Annotated in this window: 24 protein-coding genes and 1 tRNA gene; 14 read left to right on the top strand and 11 right to left on the bottom strand. The window is 65.4% G+C overall.

What is annotated here, in order from left to right:
• Nucleotides 1-173: 173 nt before the first annotated feature.
• Together EOD29_RS18330 and EOD29_RS18325 are read left to right on the top strand one after the other, a co-directional pair.
• Complete coding sequence (locus tag EOD29_RS18330; protein ID WP_127247379.1) at nt 174-1,667, top strand: aldehyde dehydrogenase family protein; 1,494 nt, start codon at nt 174-176, stop codon at nt 1,665-1,667.
• Between the two features lie 168 nt (nt 1,668-1,835).
• The gene (locus EOD29_RS18325) at nt 1,836-2,855 is read left to right on the top strand and encodes an LLM class flavin-dependent oxidoreductase (RefSeq protein ID WP_127247378.1); all 1,020 of its coding nucleotides are present in this window, start codon (nt 1,836-1,838) and stop codon (nt 2,853-2,855) included.
• A 100-nt stretch (nt 2,856-2,955) separates the two neighbouring features.
• On the opposite strand, the gene EOD29_RS18320 is transcribed toward EOD29_RS18325, so the two are convergent.
• From EOD29_RS18320 to EOD29_RS18310, 3 genes are all read right to left on the bottom strand, one after another.
• The gene (locus tag EOD29_RS18320; RefSeq protein WP_127403647.1) at nt 2,956-3,189 is read right to left on the bottom strand and encodes a hypothetical protein; all 234 of its coding nucleotides are present in this window, start codon (nt 3,187-3,189) and stop codon (nt 2,956-2,958) included.
• A gap of 70 nt (nt 3,190-3,259) precedes the next feature.
• On the bottom strand, nt 3,260-3,703 hold the full coding sequence (locus EOD29_RS18315; protein WP_127214463.1) for a carboxymuconolactone decarboxylase family protein: 444 nt from the start codon (nt 3,701-3,703) through the stop codon (nt 3,260-3,262).
• A gap of 112 nt (nt 3,704-3,815) precedes the next feature.
• The gene (locus EOD29_RS18310) at nt 3,816-4,892 is read right to left on the bottom strand and encodes a class I SAM-dependent methyltransferase (RefSeq protein WP_127214461.1); all 1,077 of its coding nucleotides are present in this window, start codon (nt 4,890-4,892) and stop codon (nt 3,816-3,818) included.
• Between the two features lie 193 nt (nt 4,893-5,085).
• Between EOD29_RS18310 and EOD29_RS18305 the strand changes: the two genes are divergently transcribed.
• From EOD29_RS18305 to EOD29_RS18285, 5 genes are all read left to right on the top strand, one after another.
• The gene (locus tag EOD29_RS18305) at nt 5,086-6,177 is read left to right on the top strand and encodes a helix-turn-helix domain-containing protein (protein WP_066991583.1); all 1,092 of its coding nucleotides are present in this window, start codon (nt 5,086-5,088) and stop codon (nt 6,175-6,177) included.
• A 144-nt stretch (nt 6,178-6,321) separates the two neighbouring features.
• Nucleotides 6,322-7,293: a sugar ABC transporter substrate-binding protein gene (locus EOD29_RS18300; RefSeq protein ID WP_095776731.1), complete on the top strand. Its 972-nt coding sequence runs from the start codon at nt 6,322-6,324 to the stop codon at nt 7,291-7,293.
• 105 nt (nt 7,294-7,398) lie between these two features.
• Nucleotides 7,399-8,901, top strand: a complete 1,503-nt coding sequence (locus EOD29_RS18295; RefSeq protein WP_127247376.1) for a sugar ABC transporter ATP-binding protein — start codon at nt 7,399-7,401, stop codon at nt 8,899-8,901.
• Nucleotides 8,898-9,914: an ABC transporter permease gene (locus EOD29_RS18290; protein ID WP_127247375.1), complete on the top strand. Its 1,017-nt coding sequence runs from the start codon at nt 8,898-8,900 to the stop codon at nt 9,912-9,914. Before EOD29_RS18295 ends, EOD29_RS18290 begins: the two co-directional genes overlap by 4 nt.
• 16 nt (nt 9,915-9,930) lie before the next feature.
• The gene (locus EOD29_RS18285) at nt 9,931-10,932 is read left to right on the top strand and encodes a substrate-binding domain-containing protein (protein WP_066991595.1); all 1,002 of its coding nucleotides are present in this window, start codon (nt 9,931-9,933) and stop codon (nt 10,930-10,932) included.
• A 180-nt stretch (nt 10,933-11,112) separates the two neighbouring features.
• Here EOD29_RS18285 and EOD29_RS18280 read toward each other — a convergent pair whose 3' ends face one another.
• Nucleotides 11,113-12,171 (bottom strand): ornithine cyclodeaminase, encoded by a 1,059-nt coding sequence (locus tag EOD29_RS18280; RefSeq protein WP_067323575.1) that lies wholly within the window; start codon nt 12,169-12,171, stop codon nt 11,113-11,115.
• 2 nt (nt 12,172-12,173) lie between these two features.
• On the bottom strand, nt 12,174-13,106 hold the full coding sequence (gene rocF, locus EOD29_RS18275) for an arginase (protein ID WP_095825136.1): 933 nt from the start codon (nt 13,104-13,106) through the stop codon (nt 12,174-12,176).
• 132 nt (nt 13,107-13,238) lie between these two features.
• Here rocF and EOD29_RS18270 point away from each other — a divergent pair, with 132 nt between their 5' ends.
• The gene (locus EOD29_RS18270) at nt 13,239-13,679 is read left to right on the top strand and encodes an Lrp/AsnC family transcriptional regulator (protein ID WP_095799946.1); all 441 of its coding nucleotides are present in this window, start codon (nt 13,239-13,241) and stop codon (nt 13,677-13,679) included.
• 228 nt (nt 13,680-13,907) lie between these two features.
• A complete protein-coding gene (locus EOD29_RS18265; RefSeq protein WP_095799581.1) occupies nt 13,908-14,201 on the top strand; it encodes a hypothetical protein in 294 nt (97 codons plus the stop codon).
• Between the two features lie 67 nt (nt 14,202-14,268).
• Here EOD29_RS18265 and EOD29_RS18260 read toward each other — a convergent pair.
• A tRNA-Gly gene (locus tag EOD29_RS18260) sits at nt 14,269-14,343 on the bottom strand.
• 208 nt (nt 14,344-14,551) lie between these two features.
• On the opposite strand from EOD29_RS18260, the gene EOD29_RS18255 reads away from it, so the two are divergent.
• The 4 genes from EOD29_RS18255 (at nt 14,552) to EOD29_RS18240 (ending at nt 17,320) form a co-directional block, all read left to right on the top strand.
• Nucleotides 14,552-15,049 carry a prolyl-tRNA synthetase associated domain-containing protein gene (locus tag EOD29_RS18255; protein WP_095799582.1) on the top strand — a complete coding sequence of 166 codons (498 nt, stop codon included), beginning with the start codon at nt 14,552-14,554 and terminating at the stop codon, nt 15,047-15,049.
• 85 nt (nt 15,050-15,134) lie between these two features.
• Nucleotides 15,135-16,130 (top strand): thioredoxin, encoded by a 996-nt coding sequence (gene trxA, locus EOD29_RS18250; protein ID WP_127247374.1) that lies wholly within the window; start codon nt 15,135-15,137, stop codon nt 16,128-16,130.
• A 196-nt stretch (nt 16,131-16,326) separates the two neighbouring features.
• Nucleotides 16,327-16,998 (top strand): LON peptidase substrate-binding domain-containing protein, encoded by a 672-nt coding sequence (locus tag EOD29_RS18245; RefSeq protein WP_095777066.1) that lies wholly within the window; start codon nt 16,327-16,329, stop codon nt 16,996-16,998.
• A gap of 79 nt (nt 16,999-17,077) precedes the next feature.
• Entirely contained in the window at nt 17,078-17,320 is a 243-nt protein-coding gene (locus EOD29_RS18240; RefSeq protein WP_067323589.1) for a Trm112 family protein, read from the top strand.
• A gap of 24 nt (nt 17,321-17,344) precedes the next feature.
• Here the strand turns inward: EOD29_RS18240 and EOD29_RS18235 are convergent, their stop codons facing one another.
• From EOD29_RS18235 to EOD29_RS37170, 3 genes are read right to left on the bottom strand one after another with little or no spacing between them, the layout of a single operon-like run.
• Nucleotides 17,345-20,680 carry an error-prone DNA polymerase gene (locus EOD29_RS18235; RefSeq protein ID WP_127247373.1) on the bottom strand — a complete coding sequence of 1,112 codons (3,336 nt, stop codon included), beginning with the start codon at nt 20,678-20,680 and terminating at the stop codon, nt 17,345-17,347.
• Complete coding sequence (locus EOD29_RS18230) at nt 20,677-22,152, bottom strand: DUF6504 family protein (protein WP_095831751.1); 1,476 nt, start codon at nt 22,150-22,152, stop codon at nt 20,677-20,679. Before EOD29_RS18230 ends, EOD29_RS18235 begins: the two co-directional genes overlap by 4 nt.
• Nucleotides 22,094-23,194, bottom strand: a complete 1,101-nt coding sequence (locus tag EOD29_RS37170) for a hypothetical protein (RefSeq protein WP_127247535.1) — start codon at nt 23,192-23,194, stop codon at nt 22,094-22,096. The genes EOD29_RS18230 and EOD29_RS37170 overlap by 59 nt, the downstream gene beginning before the upstream one ends.
• Nucleotides 23,195-23,377: 183 nt before the next feature.
• Between EOD29_RS37170 and EOD29_RS18220 the strand changes: the two genes are divergently transcribed.
• The gene (locus EOD29_RS18220) at nt 23,378-23,815 is read left to right on the top strand and encodes a metallopeptidase family protein (protein WP_066991616.1); all 438 of its coding nucleotides are present in this window, start codon (nt 23,378-23,380) and stop codon (nt 23,813-23,815) included.
• 25 nt (nt 23,816-23,840) lie between these two features.
• On the opposite strand, the gene EOD29_RS18215 is transcribed toward EOD29_RS18220, so the two are convergent.
• Together EOD29_RS18215 and EOD29_RS18210 are read right to left on the bottom strand one after the other, a co-directional pair.
• Nucleotides 23,841-24,047, bottom strand: coding sequence for a DUF1737 domain-containing protein (locus EOD29_RS18215; protein WP_095776719.1), 207 nt, complete (start codon nt 24,045-24,047; stop codon nt 23,841-23,843).
• 56 nt (nt 24,048-24,103) lie between these two features.
• A complete protein-coding gene (locus EOD29_RS18210; protein WP_164763781.1) occupies nt 24,104-24,985 on the bottom strand; it encodes a CoA ester lyase in 882 nt (293 codons plus the stop codon).
• Nucleotides 24,986-25,415 lie beyond the last annotated feature (430 nt).

The raw sequence follows: 25,415 nt of genomic DNA, 5'->3' as shown, positions 1-25,415 counted from the left end.
CTTTTGGGAAGGCGGTGCCGGTTCAGCCTTGTTCAACAGGCGATGACGCACAAAGTATGGCGGATGGATGAATCAGCCGTCGCCGGCTGCACCTTCTCGACCGCGGCGGCGAACTTGCGCCCGTGCGCAGGCCGGTGGCATAAGGCCATGCTCATCAGAGGAAGCGGCTTCAGATGACGTTATCGGTGAGAGACCTTCCCCTGCGCACGCCGATCGACGGCCGGCACCGGCAGATGATGATCGACGGTGAGTGGCGCGATGCGGTGAGCGGCCGGACATTCGAGACGCGCAACCCCGCCACGGGCGCGGTGCTGGGCACCGTGCCGCTTGCGGATTCCAAGGACGTCGACCTGGCGGTGGCCGCCGCGCGGCGCGCCTTCGAGGGACCGTGGGGCCGCTTCAAGCCATATGAGCGCCAGCTGCTGCTTTTGAAGATCGCCGATCTCATGGAGCGGCATTGGGAAGAGTTGGCGCTTTCGGACACCACCGACATGGGCATGCCGATCACCCGCACCTTGGCCAACCGCAACCGCGTGCTCGGCATGCTGCGCTTCTATGCCGGCATGGCGACGTCGATCCACGGCCAGACGATCGGCAATTCGCTGCCCGGCGAGATCGTCTCCTACACGCGCAAGGAGCCGGTCGGCGTGGTCGGCGCGATCATTCCGTGGAATGCGCCCACCGCCGCCTCGATCTGGAAGATCGGCCCGGCCCTGGCCACCGGCTGCACCATCGTGCTGAAACCGTCGGAAGAGGCACCGCTGACGCCGCTTCTGATCGCCGACCTGATGCAGGAGGCCGGCGTGCCGCCGGGCGTCGTCAACGTCGTGACCGGCACGGGCGCGGAAGCCGGTGCGCCGCTCGCGGCGCATATGCATGTCGACAAGGTGGTCTTCACCGGCTCGACCGCCACCGGCCAGGCGATTCTGCGCGCCTCGGCCGCCAACATGAAGCGTGTGTCGCTGGAGCTAGGCGGCAAATCGCCGGTAATCGTGCTCGCCGATGCCGACATCGAGCGCGCCGTGCCGGTGGCGGCCATGTCGGTCTTCGCGAATTCCGGCCAGGTCTGCATCGCCGGCTCCCGGCTCTTCGTCGAACGGCCGATCTATGACGAATTCGTCGAACGCGTCGCGGCCTTCGCGGCAAAGCTGCGGATCGGCGACGGCGCCGACCCCGAGACCGAGATCGGACCGCTGATCTCGCCAAGACAGCTCGAGCGCGTCTCAGGCTTCATCGCGGACGGCGCGCGCGAGGGCGCGCGGCTGGTGACAGGTGGTGAGCGCATCACCAAGGGCGCGCTGGCCGCAGGCAATTTCATGACGCCCGGCGTGTTTTCCGGCGTCACCGACGGCATGCGCATCGCGCGCGAGGAAATCTTCGGGCCGATCATCTCGGCGCTGCCCTTCGACACGCTGGACGAAGCGGTGCGGCGCGGCAACGACACGCCCTACGGTCTCGGCGCCGGCGTGTTCACCAAGGATGTCGGCAAGGCGCACCAGCTCGCCAACCGGCTGCGCGCCGGCTCGGTCTGGGTCAACACCTATCACGCGATCGACCCGGCCGTGCCGTTCGGCGGCTACAAGATGAGCGGTTACGGCCGCGAGGGCGGCGCCGAGCATCTCGACGAATATCTCAACACCAAGGGCGTCTGGATCCGGATCGATTGACGGTCTGTATCCGGTCGCGTTTCGTTGAATAGCCGCATGGCTTCAACTATTTGCGTTGCATTGCGCAATTCCGCGGCGGAACGCCCGTCGCACGTTTTCCTGGTATTGCGCTGGAGCAACACAAGAACACGAGCGGTTCAGCGGGCCGCCCGACGCGGAACGGAGCGCATGAAGAAGATCGGATTTCTGTCGTTCGGGCACTGGTCGCCCGCCCCGCAATCGGGCACGCGCTCGGGCGCCGACGCGTTGCTGCAGTCGATCGACCTTGCAGTCGCGGCCGAGGAGCTCGGCGCCGACGGCGCCTATTTCCGCGTCCACCATTTCGCCCGCCAGCTCGCCTCGCCGTTTCCGCTGCTTGCCGCGGCCGGCGCGAAGACCAAGCGTATCGAGCTCGGCACCGCCGTCATCGACATGCGCTACGAGAACCCGCTCTACATGGCCGAAGATGCGGGTGCGGCCGACCTCATCGCCGGCGGCCGGCTGCAGCTCGGTATCAGCCGCGGCTCGCCCGAGCAGGTGATCGATGGCTGGCGCTATTTCGGCTACGTGCCGGAAGAGGGCAAGACCGATGCCGACATGGCGCGCCGCCACGCCGAGATCCTCCTCGATCTGTTGCGCGGCGAAGGCTTTGCCCAGCCCAATCCGCGGCCGATGTTTCCCAATCCGCCTGGATTGCTCAGGCTCGAGCCGTTCTCGGAGGGCCTGCGCGAACGGATCTGGTGGGGCGCGGCCACCAACGCCACCGCCGAATGGGCGGCCAAGCTCGGCATGAACCTGCAGAGCTCGACGCTGAAATTCGACGAGGGCGGCCAGCCGCTGCACATCCAGCAGGCCGAGCAGATAAGAGCCTTCCGCGCCGCCTGGAAGGAAGCCGGCCATGCGCGCGAGCCGCGCGTGTCGGTCAGCCGCAGCATCTTCGCCTTGGTCAACGACATGGACCGCGCGTATTTCGGCGGCAGCGAGGGCGAGGATCATTTCGGCTATATCGAGCCGGAGAAGCGCGCCGTGTTCGGCCGTACCTACGCCGCCGAACCGGACAAGCTGGTGGATCAGCTCAGGCAAGACGAGGCGATCGCCGAGGCCGACACGCTGCTTCTCACCGTTCCCAACCAGCTCGGCGTCGACTACAACGCCCATGTCATCGAGGCGATCCTGAAGCACGTCGCGCCGGCACTCGGCTGGCGGTGATCAATCGAGCGATTCGACGGCCGCGAGGCGAGACCAAACTCGATTTCGGGGCCATGATCGAATCGGCGCACCCGATGCTTAGAGGCACTGCCACCGGCAATCAGGTCGCTGCGCCAGTGTACCGCTCGCGCACGATCCGGGTGATGTGGACCACGTTCAGGCCGATGAAGAAGACGTTCCATGCCACGACGTTCAACATCGGGACGGGCTGGCAGTAGAAGTATACTGCGAGGCAGGTTGCCGCCGTCAGGGTGAGCATTCGCAGGCGCAGCATGTCCATCGTGAAGTAGGCAATCACGTAAAGAATGTTCGCCGCGTTGATGAGCAGTTCCATGAGAGTTCCCATGTGGTGGGGCGTGCAGGAAGGGGCGGTGCCCGGTTGAAACGCCGGGCACCGGCTGCCGTCAGTCGCCGCCAAATTCGGTCTTGAAGGTTTCGAAGTCGATCTGCAGGCCATTCAGCACGGCGCTCCAGTGCCGGACGTAGCCGGCATGGGCCACGGCTTCGGCGACCTCCTCGTCGGTGGCGCCGCGGTCCTTGGCCATCTTGGTTTCCAGCCAGATGCAGTAACGGCACGGAATCTGCGCCGCCACCGCGACGTTGATGAGCGACTTTACCTTCGGTTCGAGAGCGTTGTTCTTGGGTTGAAGCTCGAGACCCTTGAACATCGCCCAAGCGCCGGCGACTGCCGACTTTGGATAGGCCTTGATATGGCTCGGCACGATGCCGAGCGTCGCCTCGATTTCCTTGTAGGTCTGCTCGGCCGCCGGCAGTTCCTGCGCAACGGCGAGCGGTGCGGCAAGTACGGTAGCGATGGCGAAGCCTATGCCTGCGAGAATGTTTTTCATGATCAGTCTCCTGTTTGTTGGGATCGAAGGGATTGCCACCCGCCCCGCGCCCCCTTTGCGCCGCGAGGCCGGAAGTCGACCGCTGCGACCGATGGGTGTTAGCTTTCGAAGGTCAGAGCCGGGCCTCGAGGACCAAGTTGAACGGCGTCTCGAAGGCACGACGGAAACGGGTGAACCCGGCCTTGCGGAACACTTCCGCCAGCCGTGCCTCGCCGGCCTGGGCGCCCAGCACGAGGCGGCCGCCGTCCGAAATAGCGTGGGCGCAGCAGATGGTGGTGGAGGCCGCGTAATACATTCTCGCCACCGGCGAGATGTTGTCTTCGACCCGGTCATTGGCGAAAGGCTCGACCAGCATCACCGTCCCGTCCGGCGCCAGCGCCTTTGATGCATGCACTGCCGCGGCGACAGGATCGCCCATGTCATGCAGGGCATCAAAGAAGCAGATCAGATCGTAGCCGCTGCCCGGGTAGTCGTCGGCCCGCGCCTTTTCGAACGCCACGCGCCCTTCCAAGCTCTGCTTGGCGGCGCCGCGACGGGCCTCCCCCAGCGAGTCTTCGTGATTGTCGAAGCCATGGAAGCGGGAAGCCGGAAAGGCCTTTGCCATGAGCGCCGTCGAATGGCCGTGGCCGCACCCGATGTCGGCGACAAGCGCACCAGTCCTGAGCTTCTCGACGACGCCCTCCAGGGATGGCAGCCATTCGCTGACGAGACTGGCCTTGTAGCCGTTCCGGTAAAAGGCGGCCACGCCGCAGGCCAGGCGTCCGTCATGATCTCCCCAGGCGATGCCCTTGCCGGTGCGGAAAGCCTCTACGGCCTTCTCTTCGTCGGCCCACATCGAAGCGGGCACCGCCCAAGCGTTGGGAATGAAGACGGCGCTGTCCTCGTCGGCGAGCACGACTTCCTGTTCGGGTGTCAACTCGTAGGTGTCGCTGACCGGGTGGTAAACGATATAGCCGCCCGCCACTTGGGAATTGAGCCATTCGCGTACGTAACGTTCGGCACAGCCGGCGCGCCCCGCGAGCGCGCGGGCACTGAGGGGTCCGAGGCCCGCCATGGCCTTGTAAAGACCGAGACGGTGGCCGAGGCTGATCATGACTCCGCCGTAGCCGGCCGAAATATCACCGATCGCTCGCGCGACGAGCGCATCGAGTTTTGCCGGATCGATCTTATGGTTGTGGGTATGCTCCATGTCCAAGTCTCCTGTCCAATCGCTCGGGCAACCCCCGAGGCAGCGGCTGAATCGCAGGAACAGGGAAGAAACTGGAGAGCGCGACTCTCCAGAATCGGGCCATTTGTGCCACTGGCCCGTCGTCAGGAGAGAAACTGGCGGCCGCGCTCGCCGGGCGCTATGGTTGCGGCACCTGCGACATGGATTAGCCGACATGCATCGTCACTTCACCACTGCCGCATCCGAGCCGCTTCACGTGAGTCTGGTGGCCATTCCAGAGGCCGTGGTGTCCACGTTGTCGGGCATCTTCGACGTGATGAATGCCTTCAAAATAATGCCGCTGCCGGGCAGTGAGCCGCGCCAGGCTCCGCCCTTCGAGATTGAGATCGTCGGCCTCGAAACGGGCGCTCTGGAACTGGCCAGCCGCGTGCCGGTCATGGTTCAGCGAAGCGTGGCGGAGGTGGATATGACCGACATCGTCATTGTTCCTTCGATCCTGCTTGGGCCGAACGGCTGGCGAAAGGACCTGCATCCGGAACTGATCGAGTGGTTCCGCGCCATGCATGGTCGCGGCGCGCTCTTATGCTCGGCGTGCTCAGGCATCTTCCTGCTTGCCGAAACCGGTCTGTTCGATGGCGTGGACGCGACCGTGCATTATGGCTACGCCGGCGACTTCGGCCGGACGTTTCCACAAGTGCCTATCCACCCGGATCGTGTGCTGGTGGTGTCGGGCAAGCGAGAGGAGCTCATCTCCTCGGGTGCTTCCATGACCTGGCATGATCTGGTGTTGTACCTGATCGCCCGACACGCCGGCGCGACCGCAGCCCAGGCCGTGGCGCGCTCATTCGCGCTGCAGTGGCATCAGGACGGTCTTGCGCCCTACATCATCTTTGAGGGTCGCAAGGATCATGGCGATCTTGCCGTTCAGGCGGCGCAGGACTTGATCGCCACCCGATTTTCGGTCGCCAATCCCATAGAAGAGATGATCCGCTGCGCCCAGCTCACGGAGCGCACCTTCAAACGCCGGTTCACGAGCGCGACCGGCCTGAGCCCGATCGCCTATGTACAGCGCTTGAGGATCGAGGACGCCAAGCGCCGACTGGAGCGCACCGACGCGTCAATCGACGACGTCAGCTGGCAGGTCGGATACGAAGAGCCTGCGTTCTTCCGTCGCTTGTTCAAACGTGTGACGGGGCTGGCGCCCGGCGCATACCGCAAGCGGTTCAAGATCCCCGCCTATGCGCAAAGGCATTTGCCCGACGAGAGCGTCGAACTCCGGCTGGGAAATAGCCAGCGGCAGACCTAAGCCGGGCCGACGCTGCGATATCCGCCCGGCAGGCTGCTCGGGTACGCTTCCTCCGCGAGCATGTTGACATCCGACGAAGACAAGCAGTAGTTTTTGGCGTAATCGGTTACGTAACCGATTACGCCCATTCAGGAGGAGGAAAGCATGAGCAAGGTTTCAAATACCCGCGGGCTCGACCTGGGATCGTTTTCGCGTCGTCGGTTCCTCAAGACAAGCGCGCTGGCGGCCGGCGCGCTTGCGCTGCCGTTCGGTCCGGCGTTTGCGGCCGACAAGCCGAAGGTAGGCTTGGTCATGAAGTCTTTGGCCAACGAGTTCTTCAAGCAGATGCAGGCCGGCGCGGAGGACTATGCGGCCAAGAACAAGGACAAGTTCGATTTCGCCGCCGTCGGCATGAAGGACGAGCGCGATTTCGCCGCGCAAGTCGATGCGATCGAGAACTTCATCACCCAGAACTACAACATCATCGTCGTGGCGCCGGCCGATTCGAAGGCGATGGTCACGCCGATCGCCAAGGCGCTGAAGGCCGGCATCAAGGTCATCAACATCGACGTCGCGCTCGACGATGAGGCCAAGAAGAAGGCCGGCATCGACCTTGCCTTCTTCGGGCCGGACAACCGAGCCGGCGCCAAGCTCGCCGGCGACGCGCTCGGCAAGGCGCTGGGCAAGGGTGGCAAGGTCGTCATCCTCGAAGGCAATCCGGAAGCCGACAACGCCAAGCAGCGCAAGCTCGGCTTCGACGATTCTGTGAAGGAGCACGGCCTCGACCTGCTCGATTCCAAGACCGCGCATTGGGAGACCGAGGAAGCCAACACGCTGATGACCAACTTCCTGACGCAGCACCCGGACATCCAGGGCGTGATGGCGGCAAACGACTCGATGGCGCTCGGCGTGGTCAAGGCGATCGACGCGGCCGGCAAGTCGGGTCAGATCAAGGTGGTCGGCTTCGACAACATTCCGGCCGTCGGCCCGCTGCTCAAGGAAGGCAAGATGCTCGCCACGGTCGAGCAGTATGGCGCGCAGATGGCGGCCATGGGCATCGACTACGGCCTGCGCGAGCTTGCCGGCGAGAAGTTCTCGGGCTGGGTCAAGACCGACGTCAAGCTGATCACCGCCTGAGGCGAGCACAGGCGCCGGGACTCCCTCTGGCGCCATCCATTCGCTTGTCTCATCATCGCCGCCGGCAAGCAGCCGGCGGCGATGAGCGCCATTCAGGATTGCTGCATGGACGATGTGGTTCTTTCCCTTGAAGGGGTAGGAAAAATCTTTCCCGGCGTGGTCGCGCTGAGCGACGTCTCGCTGTCGATCGCGCGCGGCGAGACGCATATCGTCCTCGGCGAGAACGGCGCCGGCAAATCGACGCTGATCAAGCTCTTGGCCGGCATTTACCAGCCGGACAGCGGGACGATCGCCTTCAACGGCCAGCCCTATCAGCCGAAGACGCCGCATGACGCGCAGCTAAGCGGCATCCGCATCGTGCACCAGGAGCTGAACCTACTGCCCTATCTCAGCATCGCCGAGAACCTGATGCTGGAAAACCTGCTGCGCCGCGCCTTCGGCATCGTCGACCGCAAGGCGCTCAACCGGCGCGCCGTCGCGCTGCTCAAGGAAGTCGGGCTCGATGTCGATCCGAGGACGCGGGTCGAAGCGCTTGGCGTCGCGCAGATGCAGCTGGTCGAGATCGCCAAGGCGCTGAGCTACGACAGCAAGCTGCTGGTGCTCGACGAGCCGACGGCGACGCTGACGCCGCCGGAGATCGGGCGGCTGTTCGCTATCATCAAGCGGCTGAAGGCCAGGGGTGTCACCATCATCTACATCTCGCACCGGCTGCACGAAGTGTTCGAGATCGGCGACCGGGTGACAATCTTGCGCAACGGCAGGCTGGTCGCGACCCGCGACCTCCACGGCCTCAGCGTGCCGGATGTCGTGCGCATGATGATCGGCCGCGACATCGCCGACGAATTCGGCTTCGACGCCTCGATCGTGCCGGGCAAGGTCGCGCTCAGCGTCACAAATCTGAAGCGCAGCGCCGTGACGCCCGAAATTTCCTTCAACGTCCGCCACGGCGAGATCTTGGGCGTCGCCGGTCTGGTCGGCAGCGGCCGGACCGAAGCCATGCGGGCCCTGTTCGGCGCCGATCCGAGGCTCGACGGCGTCGTCGAGATCGACGGCAAGCCGGTGGCGATCACGGCGCCCAAGAATGCCGTGCGGCATGGGCTCAGCCTGCTTACCGAGGATCGCAAAGGCCAGGGCCTGCTGCTCGATCTGGCCGTGGACAAGAACATCACCATCACCGATCTCGGCAAGGTGTCGCGCCACGGGCTGGTCAACCGCCGGGCCGAAGCCGCGGCAGCGAACGATCTCATCGGCCAGCTGCGCGTCAAGGCAAGCTCGATCGAGCAGGCGGTGCGCAATCTCTCGGGCGGCAACCAGCAGAAGGTGGTGCTGGCCAAATGGCTGTTCCGCGGCACCTCGACGCTGATCCTCGACGAGCCGACGCGCGGCGTCGACATCGGCGCGCGGCGCGACATCTACCAGCTTCTGTGGATGCTGGCGGCGGCTCAAAAAGGCATTGTCATGGTGTCTTCCGACCTGCCGGAGCTGATGGGCATGTGCCATCGCATTATCGTCTTTTCCAAGAACAAAATCGTCGGCGAGGTGCCGCGAGCCGAATTCGACCAGGAGCGTATCCTGTCGCTCGCCTACCAGGAGTATGTGCGACCATGAGCGAGACGTCCGAAACCCTCGTGTCGGCGCCTGTTTCTCCCGGCAGGGCGAAGTTCCTGCGCTTCCTGATCCGCGACGCCGGCGTGCTTCTGGCGCTGGTGCTGATCACGCTGTTCTTCTCGCTCACAGCGCCTTACTTCGCCACGCCCGGCAATGCGCTGAAGATCTTCGTGCAGATCGCCATCAACACGGTGCTCGCCGCCGGCATGACCTTCGTCATTCTCACCGGCGGCATCGACCTTTCGGTCGGCTCGGTGCTGGCGCTCTGCACCGTGGTCGGCGCCACCGTCATGATCGACGAAAGCCTGTCGCCGGCCGTCGCGATCACTTTGGCGCTGCTCGCCTGCATGGCGACCGGTGCTGCCTGCGGCTTCCTCAACGGCTGGATCTCGACGCGCTGGAAGATCCCGTCCTTCATCGTCACGCTCGGCATGCTCAACATGGCGGCGGGCGCCGCGCGCGTGGTCAGCGACAATTCGACCATCACCGGCCTGCCGCAGAGTTTCGTCGATTTCGGCAATCTGATCATCGGCGGCTTCCTGCCGTCGATCTTCCTGGTCGCGGTGCTGGTGATCGCGGCCGGCTGGTTCGTGCTGCGCTTCACCGTGTTCGGCCGCATGATCTTCGCCGTCGGCACCAATGACGAGGCGGTGCGCCTCTCCGGCCACGATCCGGATTTCTACAAGGTCGCGGCCTTCACCATCAGCGGGCTGACGGCCGGCATCGCGGCCATGGTCTATCTGCTGCGCTTGAACATCGGCAGCCCGATCGCCGGCGTCGGCTACGAGCTCAATGCAATCGCCGCCGTCATCATCGGCGGCACCAGCCTCAGCGGCGGCAAGGGCTCGATCATCGGCACGCTGGTCGGCGCCTGCATCCTGCAGGTGCTCAGCACCGGGCTGCAGTTGCTCGGCGTCGGCGACAATTTCAAACCGATCGTGATTGGCCTTGTCATCGTGCTCGCCGTCATCCTAGACGCTTATCGGGAGAGGCTGTTGCGGAGGATCCGCTAGAGGGTCAGAGGGAACCATGACCACAATTGCCGATGTCGCGCGCTATGCGGGGGTGTCCGTCGCAACGGTCTCGCATGTGATGAACCGCACGCGCCATGTCGAGCCGGAGACGGCCGAGCGCGTGCGCGCCGCGATAACCGCCCTGCGCTACAGCCCGAACTCGCTGGCGCGGAGCCTGAGACGCGGGGAGACCAAGACCATCGGCCTGCTGCTCCCGGACAATTCCAACCCGTTCTTCGCCAGCGTGGCGCGCCAGATCGAGGATGCCGGCTTCGTGGCCGGCTATACGGTGATCCTGTGCAACTCGGATGGCAGCGCCGAGAAGGAAGAGCGCTATCTGTCGGTGTTGATGGCAAAGCAGATCGACGGGCTGATCTTCGCCGGTTCGTCAGACCATGCGCGGGTGTTCTCGCACCTGTCCGCCGCCCTGCCGGCGGTGCTGCTCGACCGCGAGATCCATTCTGTCCATGTCGATTCCGTGCTGGTCGACCACGATCACGGCGGCTATCTCGCCGGGCGCCATCTGGTCGGGCTCGGCCACAGCAAAATCGGCGTCATCGGCGGTCCGCGCGATTCGAGCTCCAGCCCGGCCCGCCTGCGCGGTTTTACCCGGGCACTCGCGGAGGCAGGTATCGACCTGCCTGCTTCGTCGGTGGTCGATTCCGACTATCATTTCGCCGGCGGACGCCTGGCGATGGAGCGGCTGATGACGCAGGCGCCGGAGATCACGGCGGTGTTCGCCTGCAACGATTTGATGGCCATGGGCGCCATCACCGCGCTGCGCACGCGCGGCTTGCGGGTGCCCGACGACATGTCGCTGATCGGTTTCGACGACATCCCCTATGCGGTCACCACATGGCCGCCGCTAACGACGATCGCGCAGCCGGTCGAAAAGATCGGAACGCGGGCGGTGAGCCTGCTGCTCGAGCGCGTCGGCGAGCCGGAGGCGCCGTCGCGCCGCGAGGTGCTGGCGCCAGTGCTGGTGGAGAGGGAAAGCTGCGCGGCTTTGCAGAAGTAGCGTGTAATCTCCCCTCTTGAGGGGGAGATGTCGCCGAAGGCGACAGAGGGGGTCGGTCCGACTGGACTCGGCCTGCTGCGGCAGATGGAGGTTGCCGCTCCACGCGAGGCGACCCCCTCTGGCCTGCCGGCCATCTCCCCCGCAAGGGCCCTCAAGGGGGGCGATTATGCGCTCATTCCCTCACGCGGCAGGTTGCATGGCGGCCCTGAGCAGCATGCCGAACAGGTCGCGCGGCTCGTCGGGGTCGGCAAGCAGGTCGAGCTCCTCGTAGAGGCCGGTCGCCTGGAGCTGGTCGCGGACATAGCGCAGCGCGGAAAAATCCTCCGTGGCGAAGCCGACGGAATCGAACAGCGTGATCTGCTCCTTCGTCTTGCGGCCCTCGGCCTGGCCGGTCATGACCTGCCACAGCTCGGTGACCGGATGATCGGCGTCGAGCTGCTGGATCTCGCCCTCGATGCGCGTCTGCGGCGGAAACTCGACGAAGATGTCGGAGCGCAAAAGGATATCGCGGTGCAGCTCGGTCTTGCCGGGACAGTCGCCGCCGACGGCGTTGATGTGGACGCCGGAGCCGACCATGTTGTCGGTGAGGATGGTGGCGTACTGCTTGTCGGCGGTCACCGTGGTGATGATGTCGACGCCTTCCACCGCGTCCTGCCCGGTCGAACAGATGGTGATGTCGAAGCCCTTGCCGGCGAGGTTGCGGGCGCATTTTTCGGAAGCAGAGCGGTCGATGTCGTAGAGCCGCAGCCGGTCGATGCCGAGCAGCGCCTTGAACGCGACGGCCTGGAACTCGGACTGGGCGCCGTTGCCGATGATGGCCATGGCGCGCGACCCTTTCGGTGCCAGATATTTGGCGGCAACCGCCGAGGTCGCGGCGGTGCGCAGCGCCGTCAGGATCGTCATCTCGGTCAAGAGCATCGGATAGCCGGAGCCGACATCGGCGAGCACGCCGAAGGCGGTGACGGTCTGGCGGCCTTCGCGCATGTTCTTCGGGTGGCCGTTGACATATTTGAAGCCGTAGAGGCGGCCGTCGCTGGTCGGCATCAGCTCGATGACGCCGTCATGGCTGTGCGAGGCGACGCGCGGCGTCTTGTCGAACAGCTCCCAGCGGCGGAAATCCTCCTCGATATAGCCGGCAAGCTCGGTGAGGAAGCGCTCGAGGCCGATGGCGAGCACAAGCTTCATCATGCGGTCGACGCTGACGAAGGGGACGATGGCAAGGCGGGACGGCTGGGTCATGATCAGAGGCTTCCGGAATGGCTGCGGGTCGGGCGGTCCATGATGCGGCGGCCCATCAGGCTGGCGGTAAGGTCGACCATCAGGGTCGCGGTACGGCCGCGTTCGTCGAGGAACGGGTTCAGTTCGACCAGGTCGAGGCTGGAGACCAGGCCGCTGTCGGAGAGCATCTCCATCACCAGATGCGCCTCGCGGAAGGTGGCGCCGCCGGGAACCGTGGTGCCGACGGCCGGCGCGATCGAGGGGTCGAGGAAGTCGACGTCGAGGCTGACATGCAGCAGCCCGTTTGCCTCTTCGATCCTGGCCAGGAAAGCGCGCAGCAGCGGGGCGATGCCGTGCTCGTCGATGGCGCGCATGTCGTGCACGGTCACACCCGCTTCCTTCAGCGCGCGGCGCTCGGCAGAATCGACGCTGCGCAGGCCCATGGTGCAGACGCGGGCCGGGTCGACTGCGGCGGGCAGGTCGGGGAAATAGCCGTTGAAGCCGGGACGGCCGCTGGCATAGGCGAGCGGCACGCCGTGCAGATTGCCGCTGGTGGTGGTGTCGAGCGTGTGGAAATCCGGGTGGGCGTCGAGCCACAGCACGAAGAGCGGCCGGCCGCGGTCGGCGGCGCGGCGCGCCACGCCGGAGACCGTGCCGGCGGAGATCGAGTGGTCGCCGCCGAGGAAGATCGGCATGGCATCCTTCGACGCGGCGTAGGCGGTCTCGGAAATCGCCGCCGTCCAGGCGGAGATTTCGGGCAGCGCCTTCAGGGCGAGATTGCCATGAGCGACAGGGCGCGCCGCCGCCTTCTCAACCGCCCCCCAGTCCTCGACCTCATGGCCAAGCTCCGACAGCACCGAGACAAGCCCTGCGGTGCGCAGCGCGCTCGGCCCCATCTCGCATCCCATCCTGCCCGCGCCGTCCTGCACCGGCGCGCCGACGATCCTGCAGCGCATCACTTCTTTCCGCTTTTGCGTTTGATTTGCGGAAGTGAACCACCGCTGCCTGGCGGTTTGAACAGGGTAAATTGGCATTTCGAAAAGGTCGATTTATCATAGTGGGCATATCGGCTGCTCGAAATGGTCAAAATGGACGCGCTCGACGAGAGACTGGTGACGCTTCTGAGGCACGATGCGCGGCGCAGCGTCTCCGATCTTGCGCTCGATCTCGGCGTCTCTCGCGCGACGGTCAGGGCGCGGATGGAGCGGCTGGAAAAGTCCGGCGAGATCATCGGCTACACGGTGGTGCTGCGCGCCGACACGGTTGACCAGAGGATACGCGGCGTGATGATGATCGAGATCGAGGGCCATGCCGCGGACCGCGTGATCAGGGCGCTCGGCGGCTTTCCCGAGGTGTCGACCATCCACACCACCAACGGCCGCTGGGACCTGGTGGTCGAACTCGGCACCGCCTCACTCACGGACTTCGACGCCGTGCTGCGTCGCATCCGGCTGATCCCCGGGATCACCGGCAGCGAGACGAGCCTGCTGTTGGCGACGCCGAGGACGACGAGGGCGAGGCTTGGGTAGAGCGGTTCGTTTTATGGAAACGCCGAACCGCTCGACTTCCTTTTTTGCGCAATTCCGGACTGAAGGCTTCGGCGAGGAGGACGAGCCGTTAGGGACTTTCCTGAATTTGTTCCAGCAAAGGCGGCAACCCGTCAGGATCAGGCGGCAGGGCGCTTCCTTTCCGTCGCGACGTTCCTCTATTTTGCCCGGCCAGCATGGGCCGAGCAACAAATCGCGGAGAGCAGCGTCATGCTGAAGACAATCGCGGCCGGCGTCGGCCTGGGCCTTGTCGGGTTCCTCATCGCGCTTTTCACGATGGGCGCAGGGCACGGAACGAACGTTCCCGGTTTCGTCGTGGTCCCCTGGATGATGCTGCTGATGATGGCGGGCGCTGGCGCTTTGCCTGGGCTGCTCGCCGCATGCGCCCAATTCACGACCTATATCCTTCTGATCCGCTGCAAGCCGTTGCTGGCGCTGCCGATCGGGATCGTTCACTGCGCCGCCGCGGTATGGGGAATGGCGGGGAACGGAATCTTGTTCTGAAGGCTACAAACGCGAAAAAGCCGCGGAAAACCGCGGCTTTTCGTTTGCTTGATCCCCTGAAGGAAACTGGAGCGGGTGAGGCGATTCGAACGCCCGACCCCAACCTTGGCAAGGTTGTGCTCTACCCCTGAGCTACACCCGCTCGCGCGGCCTTGGGCCGCAAGCCGCGCCTATATGGCCGAAGAGCGCGGCGATTGCAACAGGGAAATGACGGTCTTTTTGGAGCTAGCTCTTCCTATAGGGAAGGTTGGTTTCGAGCCGGCGGATTGCGTTGGCCCAGCCGGGCGATCTTGCCCCAAGGGCATCGTTGGCCGTAAACGGCACAAGCTTTCCCGATGATGCGAGGACCGATGCCGAAGACCGAAGCCGAGCTTAACGCCTTTCTTGCCGATCTCGGCATTTCCGTCTCGACGGTGCGCCACCCGCCCTTGTTCACGGTCGCCGATTCGCAGGCGCTGCGCGGAGAGATCCCGGGCGGCCACACCAAGAACCTCTTCCTCAAGGACAAGAAGGACAATTACTTTCTCGTCACCGTCGGCGAGGAGGCCGTGGTGGACCTCAAGCAAATCCACCATCTGATCGGCGCCGCCAGCCGCGTCTCCTTCGGCAAGCCGGAAATGCTGATGGAGCTGCTCGGCGTCATTCCCGGCGCGGTTACCATCTTCGGCCTGATCAACGACACGGCCGGGCGGATCAAGGTGGTTCTGGACCAGGAATTGATGAGCCACGACGTCATCAACGGCCATCCGCTGACCAATGAGGCGACGACGGCCATCGCCGCTGCCGATCTCGTCAAATTCGTCGAGGCAACGGGCCACGATCCTGTTATCTTGAAAGTCTCGGGCTGATCGCCACATGGATGGCGAAACCGAAATCCGATAATAACGCGCCGCACCCCGAAGCCGGCGACGACGCGACCGAAAGGGCGACGACATGAGTGACAACAATCCGTTCAGCGGCTCATTTGGCGGCAATGCCGGCCAGTACGCCCAATCCGTGCAATATGGCGGGGCGGACCGCGGCAAGGTCTCGCTCGGCGAGGCGCCTGCGGCCACGGATGTCGTCAAGGACACGACGACCGCGACGTTCGCGGCCGACGTCATCCAGGAATCGCGCCGCCAGCCGGTGCTGGTCGACTTCTGGGCGCCCTGGTGCGGCCCGTGCAAGCAGCTGACGCCGCAGCTCGAAAAGGCGGTCAAAGCTGCCGGCGGCAAGGTCAGGCTGGTCAAGATGAACATCGACGACCATCCCTCGGTCGCCGGCCAGCTCGGCATCCAGTCGATTCCCGCGGTCATCGCCTTCAAGGACGGCCAGCCGGTCGACGGCTTCATGGGCGCCATTCCGGAAAGCCAGATCACGCAGTTCATCCAGAAGGTCGGCGGCAAGGGCGGCGGCGGCGCGCCGCAGATCACCGAAGCGCTGGCCGCGGCCGCCGAGGCGCGCGAGGCGGGCGACACCCAGACCGCGGCCGACATCTATGATGCGATCCTCGAGCAGTCGCCCGAAACCATCGAGGCCATCGCCGGGCTCGGCGAGATCCTTTTCGAGGCCGGCGACAGCCAAGGCGCCGAGGCGGTGCTTGCCAAGGCGCCGGAGGACAAGAAGGATGCGCCGGCGCTTGCCGCTCTGCGCGCCAAGATGACGCTCGCGGCGGAAGCCGCCGCGCTCGGCAATCCGGCCGAGTTCGAACGCCGGCTCGCCGCCAATCCAAACGATCACCAGGCGCGGTTCGACCTGGCGATGGTGCAGAATGCGCGCGGCGAGCGGATGCAGGCCGCCGACAACCTGCTGGCGATCGTCAGGGCCGACCGGACGTGGAACGACGATGGCGCGCGTGCGCAGCTCTTGAAGTTCTTCGAGGCATGGGGGATGACCGACGAGGCGACGCTGTCGGCGCGGCGCAAGCTGTCGTCGCTGTTGTTCTCCTGAGCGTTTTGCCGGCTTTGCTGCTGGCCCCTTTTGCCAGGAGGTCTTGCGCAAGGCGCCAACTGCGCCAGATAGGCGGCAGCGGCTTGCCCCTGCCGGTTGAGGGTTTAAACGGGCTTGGGTTGCGTAAGAGGAGATCGCAGATTGATACGCTGCCCGGCGACGCTTTCGAGAGTTGAAGTGCAGGCGGAGGGTTGAGGTGCAGGTCGGAAACGCCCGCTACCGGCTCGCCAGGGATCTGCCGTCGAGGATCCCGGTGTTTCCGCTCGCCGGGGCGCTGCTGCTGCCCGGCGGCCGCATGCCGCTCAACATTTTCGAGCCGCGCTACCTGGAGATGATCGATGAGGCGATGGCCGGGCCGCGGTTGATCGGCATGATCCAGCCCAGCCTCGACGGCGCGTTGCGCGACGACGGCGAGCCCGAGCTTTGCAGCGTCGGCTGTGCCGGGCGCATCATCTCGCTTGCCGAGACCGGCGACGGGCGCTACCTGATCTCGCTGCAAGGCGTCTGCCGCTTCCGCGTCACGGATGAGCTGGCGGTCAAGACGCCGTTCCGGCAATGCCGGATGGCACCCTTCCTCGCCGATCTCGAGGAGGATCCGGCCGGTGCCGAGGTCGACCGCCCTGCCCTGCTCAAGGCGTTCCGCGCCTATCTGCAGGCCAACGACCTCGAGGCCGACTGGGAAAGCGTGAGCCGCGCGGAGAACGCCATGCTGGTCAACGCGCTGTCGATGATGGCGCCCTATGGGCCGGCCGAGAAGCAGGCCCTGCTCGAGGCGGCGGACCTGAAGACGCGCGCCGAGACGCTGATCGCCATCACCGAAATTACGCTGGCGCGCGAGGATGAGGATTTTGGCTCGAGCCTGCAGTAAGCGCAATGATTCAGGTGAAATCGGCCTGACCTGAATCTCAACACTTAGGCCGGCGGCAGTTGGACAATGGAAAAGCGAGATGGCGGACGGACGTGACGGGCGCAAAGCCACGGTCGACCCGAAATTGCTGGAACTGCTCGCCTGCCCGCTGACCAAAGGACCGTTGACCTGGGACGCCGAGCGCAGCGAACTGATCTCGCGCGTGGCGAAGCTTGCCTATCCGGTGCGTGACGGCATCCCGATCATGCTGCCTTCGGAAGCGCGCACGATCTCGGCCGAAGACGCGCTCAAGCCGCCGCCGCGGCTCGGCGGTCCGTCGTGAATCGCGCCGGCGGGCCGGTTGCCGCTACTGGAAATTGCGCCCCTTGGGCATGACCCGTTGCGCCGCGCCCGACAGGGCGTCGACATCCTGCCGCTCCACCGGCAGGCTGCGGTTCGCGGAGCGCTCCGGTCCATTCGATGACCCGGCGGGCTGATGCTCGATGGTGGGCGGCTCCTGCAGGAGGACGCTCAGCCAGGGCGTCAAATCCTCGATCCTGTCGGCGACGATGTGGATGACATCCGATTCCTGCTGCAGCTTGCCGGTGACGCGGATGAAGCGTGCGCCCATCACGATAGAGCGGAAGCGGTCGAAGACGCGCGGCCAGATGATGACATTGGCGATCGCCTTTTCGTCCTCCAGCGTTAGGAAGATCGCATTGCCTTTGCCGGGGCGCTGGCGCACCAGCACCAGGCCGGCGACGGTGACGCGGCGGCCGTCGCGCACCGACGGCAGGCGGACATTAGGGGTGATGCCGGCGCGGTCAAGCCGCTCGCGCAGGAAGGCGATGGGATGTTCCTTCAGCGACAGGCCGAGCGAGCGATAGTCGTGGACGACATGCTCGCCGAGCGGCATTTTCGGCAGCTTCGTCTCGGGCTCCAGCTCGCGCAGGCGGAGCGTGGGCTGGTCGAACAGCGGCAGTTTCTCGGCTGCGCTCCTGCCGTCCAGCGCGCGCACCTCCCAGAGCGCCGCGCGTCGGTCGAGGCCGAGCGAGCGGAAGGCGTCTGCCTGGGCCAGCCTTTCGATCTCGCCGACATCGAGGCCCGAACGCAGCCAGACATCCCTGACCGATCGATAGCCGCCGCCGCGCCGGGCGACGGCGGCCTCCATCCGTTCCTCCGAAAGCCCCTTGATCTGACGGAAGCCGAGCCGCACCGTATGAGCCGTCTCGATGACGCCGCGCATCGAGGCATGGCGTTCGAGGATGCGCGAAGGATCGAAACCGGACTTCTCCAGCGTGCAATCCCAGACGGAATGGTTGATATCGACCTCGCGCACCTCCACGCCATGGTCGCGCGCGTCGCGAACGAGCTGGGCCGGCTGATAGAATCCCATCGGCTGCGAGTTCAAAATCGCGGCGCAGAACACGTCGGGATAGAAGGTCTTGAACCAGCAGGAGGCATAGACCAGCAGCGCGAAGGAGGCGGCGTGGCTTTCCGGAAAGCCATATTCGCCAAAGCCTTCGATCTGCTTGAAGCAACGCTCGGCGAATTCCTTTTGGTAGCCCTTGTCGACCATGCCGTCGATCATGCGCTGGCGGTAGTTGCCGATCGTGCCGGTGCGCTTGAAGGTGGCCATTGCGCGCCGCAGCTCATCGGCCTCGCCCGGCTGGAAGCCGCCGGCAACGATGGCGATCTTCATCGCCTGCTCCTGGAACAGCGGCACGCCCAGCGTCTTGCCGAGAATCTCCTTCAGTTCCGGCTTCGGGTATTCGGCTTGCTCCTTGCCCTGCCGTCTACGCAGATAGGGGTGCACCATGTCGCCCTGGATCGGGCCGGGCCGCACGATCGCCACCTCGATGACGAGATCGTAGAACTCACGCGGTTGAAGCCGCGGCAGCATCGACATCTGGGCGCGCGATTCGATCTGGAAGACGCCCAGCGTGTCGGCCCGGCAGATCATGTCGTAGACGCGAGGGTCCTCCGGCGGCAGCGAGCTCAACTGATGCGGCCGGCCGTATTTGTCACGCGCCTGCGGATAATGATGCGTGAGCAAGGCCAGGGCTCGCTTCAGGCAGGTCAGCATGCCGAGCGCCAGCACATCCACCTTGAGGATCTTCACCGCGTCGAGATCGTCCTTGTCCCACTCGACCATCTTGCGCTCTTCCATCGCCGTCTTGACGATGGGCACGACCTCGTCGAGCCGGTCGCGGGTGATGACGAAGCCGCCGACATGCTGGGAGAGATGGCGGGGGAAGCCGATGATCTCGTTGGCGCGTTCCAGCACCTGCCGCGACAGCGGATCGGCGCGGTCGAGGCCGCCGGCATTGGCTTCCCTTTCGCCGAGCTCCGAGGTCGACCAGCCCCAGATGGTGCTCGACAGGGCGCTCCGGACGTCTTCGGACAAGCCCATGGCCTTCGCCACCTCGCGCAGGGCGGAGCGGCCGCGATAGCTGATGACGGCGGCGGCCAGCGCCGTGCGCTTGGCGCTGTATTTCTCGTAAATATAAGCGATGACCTCGTCGCGCCGTTCATGCTCGAAGTCGACGTCGATGTCGGGAGGCTCGTTACGTTTCTCGGAGATGAAGCGCTCGAAGAGGGCATCGATCCGGTCAGGGCCGACCTCGGTGATGCCGATGCAGAAGCAAATGACCGAATTGGCGGCCGAGCCGCGCCCCTGGCAAAGGATGCCCTTGCTGCGGGCGAATTTCACGATGTCATAGACGGTCAGGAAATAGCGCGCATAGTTCAGCCGCTCGATCAAAGCGAGCTCGCTGCCGATGCGCCGCAGCACTTCTTCCGGGACCCCGGCCGGATAGCGCACGGCCGCTCCTTCCCGCGCCAGGCGTTCGAGCTCGGCCTGCGGTCCGAGGCCGGATTCCGTCGGCTCGTCCGGATAATTGTATTCGAGGTCGCTGAGCGAGAAGGTGAGCTCGTCGGCGAAGCGCAGCGTCTCCGCCAGCGCTTCAGGGTGCCGGCGGAAAAGCCGCGCCATCTCCAGCGGTGTCTTCAGATGACGCTCGGCATTTGCCGTCAGCTCCAGCCCGACCTCGGAAACCGGCGTGTTGAGGCGGATCGCGGTCAGCACGTCCTGCAGCGGTCGGCGGTCGGCGGCATGATAGAGCACGTCGTTGGTCGCCATCAGCGGGATGTGCAGATGTTGGGCCATCGCCGCCGCCTGCTCGATGCGGAAGCGGTCGTTGCCGCCGTAATCAGGCGCCACGGCGAGCCGAAGCGCGGCGCCGAAACGATCCTTAAGCCGGCTAATGAGCGTCAGATTGTCTTCCGCGCCTCCCGACAGGTTGGGCAGGATCGCCAGCGACATCAGATCGCCCCATTCGAGAAGGTCGCTGAGTTCGAGCAGCGTCGCGCCCTTCTCGTTCTCGTCGCGCAGATTGGCCTGCGTCAGCATGCGGCAGAGATGCCCCCAGCCCTTGCGGTCGCGGGGGTAAGCCAGAATGTCCGGCGTGCCGTCGCAGAAAACCAGGCGGCAACCGGGATGATAGGCCAGCTTCTCGACCCTGGCCTGCTGCCAGGCGCGCACGACGCCGGCGACCGTGTTGCGGTCGGCAAGGCCGATCGAGGAAAAGCCATAGAATTTCGCCGTGACCACCAGTTCCTCGGGCTTGGAGGCGCCGCGCAGGAAGGAAAAGTTCGACTGGATGCCGAACTCGGCATAGGGGATGGCGGTCAGCGCGTTCATGCGAAGACGCCGTGCATGAACCAGCGCGGCGCGGCCTGCGAGGCGCTGCTGTAGAGGCCCTGGCGGTAGAGCCAGTAGCGGCGCCCCTCGCTGTCCTCGATGCGGTAATAGTCGCGCGTCGGCGCCTCTTCCTCGCCGGGCATCTGCCGCCACCATTCGGCGGCGATGCGCTCCGGCCCTTCAGCGCGGGCGACGCGGTAAAGCGCGCGCCGCCAGCGGAAATTCATCGGCGGGCCCTCGGGGATCTCGGTCGCCGGCACCTCGATCGGCTCGGGCGAGCGGAACAGCCGTACCGGCCGCTCCGGCGGGAAGATGGTCATCGGAGGTGCTGTCCGGTCGGGCTTCGGCGGCATGCGCCTTTGCGGCGCCTCTGCGAAAGGAACCGTGGTAACGGCGCGCTCCGGCAGGTGGCTATCGACGATGACCGGCTTCAGCACGGCGGCTTCGCCGAGACGGGCACGCACGCGGTCGGCGAATAAAGCGATGTCGGCGTCATCGTCGCTTGTCTCGCCGGCAAGGTCGCCCTGGAGCATGTCGAAGGCGGCGACCGAAAGCACCGACAGCCGCACGAGGTCGAAGCCGAAGCCGGCATCGATGGTCTGTTCCAGCGCGGTCAGCCGTTCGTGAAACAGCTTTCGGATCAGCTGCGGCTCGCGCATGGGGCGCGAGGTGCCGACCGCGATGCGGCTGACGAGGCCGTCGACGCGAAAGAGGAGAAGGGCGAGCGCCCGCGCGCCTTCGCCGCGGCGCTCGAGGTCGGCCTTCAAGGCCACGGCAAGCCGGCTCACCAGCCGCTCGATGTCGTCGGTGAGCACGATCGGCTCGGCAAGATGGCGCTCGACCGAGAGCGGCGCCACGGGAAGGCGCGGCGACACCGCCTCGTCGAGCCGGCCGAGCGCCTGGTCGAGGCGCAGAAGCAAGGTGGCGCCGAAGCGGCGGGCGAGCGGCGCGCGGGGTGCGGCCATCACCGCCCCCGCCGTGCGCAGGCCGACGCTTTCCAGGCTGGCGCGGGTTTCGGGCGCGATGCGCAGCGCCGAAAGCGGCAGGGGCGAAAGCAGCGCCGCCTCCTCGCCGCCGGCCACAATGCGGTCGCCGTGGAAGCGCGCCGCCGCCCAGGCGGCGCCCGGCGTCGAGGCGAGGCCGGCGCGAACATCGAAACCCTGCTGGAAGAAACGGGTGAGGATCTCGTCCTGCATGGCCCGCTCGCCACCAAACAGGTGCGTGCAGCCGGTGACGTCGAGAAACAGCCCGTCCTCGCCGTCGATCGCCACCAGCGGCGTGTAGCGGTCGCACCAGTCGGCGAGGCCTTCGAGCAGGCGGCGGTCGGCTTCCGGGTCGGCCTCCACCACATCGATCGACGGATGCATGGCGCGCGCGTCGGCAATGCCCATGCCGCGCTTCAGCTTCAGCGCCTCAGCCCGCTCGTCGAGGGCTGCGATGCGCTGGGCGTTGCTGTCGCGATGGCTGATCACAAGCGGTGGGCAAGATGGGGGCAGGTGATGCGAGGGCCGGGAACGCCAGGACCGCCCCAGACGCTGGCGCAGGATCCGCTCCGCGCAAAGATAGGGGAACCACAGCGACAGAATTCGCTGCCCGCTCTTCCTCGGGCCTTCTTTCGGCAAAAGCGTGCTCATCGGGGTTCCACTCCAGTGTGAATTGTCCGGGCAGGGCCGTGCGGCTCTTGCCGATATCGACGGTGAAGGCGGGGCGGCCGATCGAGCCGGCCAGCGCGCCGGCGAGCGTTTCGCGGCTCGCCGCGGGCGCTGCCGAAACAATGAGGCGCACGGGCGCCGCGGTGGGCTCGGCCTGGCCGGCCTGACGCAGCAAAAATACTGGCCGGCCGGCGCTCTGGGCGCGGGCGTGCAGCCGCCGCGTCGCGGTAAGGTCGAGAAGCCGCGGGCTGCCGCGGATCTCGAGGAGGACGGCGGCGAAGGCCGTCATGCGGGCGGCCTCCTCGGCGATCCACAGCGCGTCGAGCAGTTTCGGCGCTTCGGAAAACAGCAATTGTTCGGGCTCGATGCCGAAGAAGGCGTGGAGGCCCCTGGCATAGGGAAAGCCGGCCTCGCGGAAAATCTCCGCCGTTCCGATCCAGAGGACCGGCAGGCCCTGCTTCTGTTGGAGGATCAGGCTGGCGAGCGACAGCGCAAAGCCGGCCACGGCGCCGGCATCGCGGGTCTCCAGCCCATGGATTTCACTGAGCGCCGCCTTGGGCAGGCCGCCGCCGAGGGCGGTGTCGAGGCGTTCTACGCCGGTATGCAGGAAGGCATCCGGCGAGGCCACAGCGAGGCCGCGCCGGACGATGGTGATTTCGGGGGTGACATCCGATCCCGCGGCATCGCCAGCTATTTGTTTTTTTGCAAGTCCGGACGAAAAACCGCTTCGCACTGTTCCTGGAATCGCTTTTGGCGCGCCGGAAGCCGGCGCTTCCAGGCGCTCGGGCAGCGTTCCCTCGATCTTTGCGATCTGGCGGCGCAGGGCAAAAACAGTTTCCCGCGCCACGACGCTTATCGCCATGACGTTCACTTTCGGCAGCACTTGTTCCTGTTATGTTCTTATAGATTCCAGAGGGGCCTGGAAGAGTCAAGCGGAGTCGCAAGGAATTTATTCCTTCGGCTTTCAGCTTCCAAGACCCAGCCAGCCGGGCCCATTTGCCTCGACAGGCGCGAAAGCCTATATGCCGAGGTCAAAGGAAACCTCATGGCCCGCATCTACAAGACCCGCATCTGGCACGACCAACTCTCGCCATCGATGGACGAGATGGAACTTCTGGCGCTGGAGGCCTACGCCCATCTGCCGGAGGAGTTCCGCAAGCTCACCGGCGAGATCATCATCCAGATCGCCGATTTTCCGACCGACGAGATCATGGACGACCTGTCGCTGGAGACGCCCTTCGACCTGCTTGGCCTGTTCGAGGGGCGCGGCATCGCCGAGCGCTGGAACCCGCAGACCGGCGAGGGGCCGAACCGCATCACGCTCTATCGCCGCGCCATTCTCGACTATTGGGCCGAGAACGAGGAGACGCTGGGCGACATCGTCACTCACGTGCTGATCCACGAAATCGGCCACCATTTCGGCCTGTCGGACGACGACATGGAGCGGATCGAGGAAGCGGCCGAGCAGGCAGCGGCGGGGTGACGAATGAGAGGGCTGCCGCCCTTTCCTACCAATCGCTGAGCTTGGTGTCCGAGGTGTATTCCTGGCCCTCGATATCCTTCACCACGGCCTGGCCGCAGCGCATCGACTTGGTCGTCTTGTCATAGGCATAGGTCGGCGAGCCGAACAGGTGCCAGCCTTTGTTCAGGGCCGCCGTCACCTTATGGCAGAAAGTGGAATCGTCCGGACCGGACAGAAAGCGGTAGAGTTTCATTTTCGACCCTGTCGTGACCAATGCTTGTCTATCTTTCCTGGAATCGCTCGAGCGCATCATGCGCCGATGATTGCGGCCTTCGCCAGAAGTTTCTCGGCATCCGCCAGATGCAGCCGCTCGACCATGCGGCCGTCCAGCGCAATGACGCTTTTGCCGGCATTTTCGGGCCGTGAGAACGCCTCCCTGATCGCCCGCGCCCTGGCCAGCGCCTCCGGCGCCGGCGCAAAGGCGCGGTTCGCGGGCTCGATCTGGGCGGGGTGGATCAGCGATTTGCCGTCAAAACCCATGGCGGCCGCCTCGGCGCATTCCCGCGCGAGGGCGTCGAGGTCGCGAAAATCGTTGGCGACGCCGTCGATCACGTCGAGGCCGCCGGCGCGGGCGGCGAGCACAAGCTGCAGCAGCCAGGGCGTGAGATAGCGCCGGTCGGGCGTTGCCGAAATGCCAGTTGCCTTCACCAGATCGTTCGTTCCGGCGACGAAACAAGCGAGGCGGGAAGAGGGATCGCGGCCAAGCTCGGCGATGGCGCCGACGTTGAGCAGCGCCTTGGGCGTCTCGATCATCGCCCAGAGTTTCACGGTATCTGGGGCGAAATTGTCGTCGAGCAGGTCGCCGGCCTCGAGGATGTCGCGCGGCGTGCCGATCTTGGGCAAAAGAATGCCGTCGGGCTCTGCCTTGGCGACGGTCAACAGGTCGTCGATGCCCCATTCACTGCCGAGCGGATTGATGCGCACCACCATCTCGCAGCGGCGCGCCGGCCGCGCGGCGAGGATGCCGGTAAGCTTGTCGCGGGCGGAAACCTTGTCGGCCAGCGCCACGCCATCCTCGAGGTCGATGATGACCGCGTCGCAGGCCAAGGACGGGATCTTGGCCAGCGCCTTGTCGTTCGAAGCGGGCACGTAGAGCACCGAGCGGCGCGGGCGGTAGGTGTCAGAGGTCATGGCCGATCTATGCAGGCTGGAGACGAGTGAGGCAAGGCGCGGCACCATAGAACTCATTTGCGTTCTGGCTAATTGTCGAAGCCGGCGCCGCCCCTCATTGCCCTGCCGGGCATTTCTCCCCGTATAGTGACGGGGAGAAAGGGCCTGGCCGCGATGTCGGCTCCTGCAATGCTGGCGATTGGCGAAGCCGGCGATGGCAGCGCCCCTCTCCCCGTCACTATACGGGGAGAGGATGCCGGCAGGCAGGTGAGAGGCGGCGCCAGCCTGAACGACTTTGCTCCTGCACGAAATCTGCAAATCCTTGCGGAAAACCTCCTCCAATCCGCCGCGCGCTTTCCGCAGCCGCCGGCGAAACAGGCGGCATGCGAACACATCACAGATCCCGCTGGTCCCTGCCCCGGCGCCTCCGCAACGAAGGCTGGTGGTTGGT

The organism is Mesorhizobium sp. M1A.T.Ca.IN.004.03.1.1 (assembly GCF_003997555.1).
Lineage (GTDB): Bacteria > Pseudomonadota > Alphaproteobacteria > Rhizobiales > Rhizobiaceae > Mesorhizobium.
Note: the sequence above shows the minus strand (reverse complement) of the source record. Positions and strands in the feature narration are given on the sequence as shown.

Excerpts from the sequence above, each read along its gene's own strand:
- EOD29_RS18330 (WP_127247379.1), top strand. The coding sequence starts at position 174 with ATGACGTTATCGGTGAGAGACCTTCCCCTGCGCACGCCGATCGACGGC.
- EOD29_RS18325 (WP_127247378.1), top strand. The coding sequence starts at position 1,836 with ATGAAGAAGATCGGATTTCTGTCGTTCGGGCACTGGTCGCCCGCCCCG.
- EOD29_RS18320 (WP_127403647.1), bottom strand. The coding sequence starts at position 3,189 with ATGGAACTGCTCATCAACGCGGCGAACATTCTTTACGTGATTGCCTAC.
- EOD29_RS18315 (WP_127214463.1), bottom strand. The coding sequence starts at position 3,703 with ATGAAAAACATTCTCGCAGGCATAGGCTTCGCCATCGCTACCGTACTT.
- EOD29_RS18310 (WP_127214461.1), bottom strand. The coding sequence starts at position 4,892 with ATGGAGCATACCCACAACCATAAGATCGATCCGGCAAAACTCGATGCG.
- EOD29_RS18305 (WP_066991583.1), top strand. The coding sequence starts at position 5,086 with ATGCATCGTCACTTCACCACTGCCGCATCCGAGCCGCTTCACGTGAGT.
- EOD29_RS18300 (WP_095776731.1), top strand. The coding sequence starts at position 6,322 with ATGAGCAAGGTTTCAAATACCCGCGGGCTCGACCTGGGATCGTTTTCG.
- EOD29_RS18295 (WP_127247376.1), top strand. The coding sequence starts at position 7,399 with ATGGACGATGTGGTTCTTTCCCTTGAAGGGGTAGGAAAAATCTTTCCC.
- EOD29_RS18290 (WP_127247375.1), top strand. The coding sequence starts at position 8,898 with ATGAGCGAGACGTCCGAAACCCTCGTGTCGGCGCCTGTTTCTCCCGGC.
- EOD29_RS18285 (WP_066991595.1), top strand. The coding sequence starts at position 9,931 with ATGACCACAATTGCCGATGTCGCGCGCTATGCGGGGGTGTCCGTCGCA.
- EOD29_RS18280 (WP_067323575.1), bottom strand. The coding sequence starts at position 12,171 with ATGACCCAGCCGTCCCGCCTTGCCATCGTCCCCTTCGTCAGCGTCGAC.
- rocF (WP_095825136.1), bottom strand. The coding sequence starts at position 13,106 with ATGCGCTGCAGGATCGTCGGCGCGCCGGTGCAGGACGGCGCGGGCAGG.
- EOD29_RS18270 (WP_095799946.1), top strand. The coding sequence starts at position 13,239 with ATGGACGCGCTCGACGAGAGACTGGTGACGCTTCTGAGGCACGATGCG.
- EOD29_RS18265 (WP_095799581.1), top strand. The coding sequence starts at position 13,908 with ATGCTGAAGACAATCGCGGCCGGCGTCGGCCTGGGCCTTGTCGGGTTC.
- EOD29_RS18255 (WP_095799582.1), top strand. The coding sequence starts at position 14,552 with ATGCCGAAGACCGAAGCCGAGCTTAACGCCTTTCTTGCCGATCTCGGC.
- trxA (WP_127247374.1), top strand. The coding sequence starts at position 15,135 with ATGAGTGACAACAATCCGTTCAGCGGCTCATTTGGCGGCAATGCCGGC.
- EOD29_RS18240 (WP_067323589.1), top strand. The coding sequence starts at position 17,078 with ATGGCGGACGGACGTGACGGGCGCAAAGCCACGGTCGACCCGAAATTG.
- EOD29_RS18235 (WP_127247373.1), bottom strand. The coding sequence starts at position 20,680 with ATGAACGCGCTGACCGCCATCCCCTATGCCGAGTTCGGCATCCAGTCG.
- EOD29_RS37170 (WP_127247535.1), bottom strand. The coding sequence starts at position 23,194 with ATGGCGATAAGCGTCGTGGCGCGGGAAACTGTTTTTGCCCTGCGCCGC.
- EOD29_RS18220 (WP_066991616.1), top strand. The coding sequence starts at position 23,378 with ATGGCCCGCATCTACAAGACCCGCATCTGGCACGACCAACTCTCGCCA.
- EOD29_RS18215 (WP_095776719.1), bottom strand. The coding sequence starts at position 24,047 with ATGAAACTCTACCGCTTTCTGTCCGGTCCGGACGATTCCACTTTCTGC.
- EOD29_RS18210 (WP_164763781.1), bottom strand. The coding sequence starts at position 24,985 with ATGACCTCTGACACCTACCGCCCGCGCCGCTCGGTGCTCTACGTGCCC.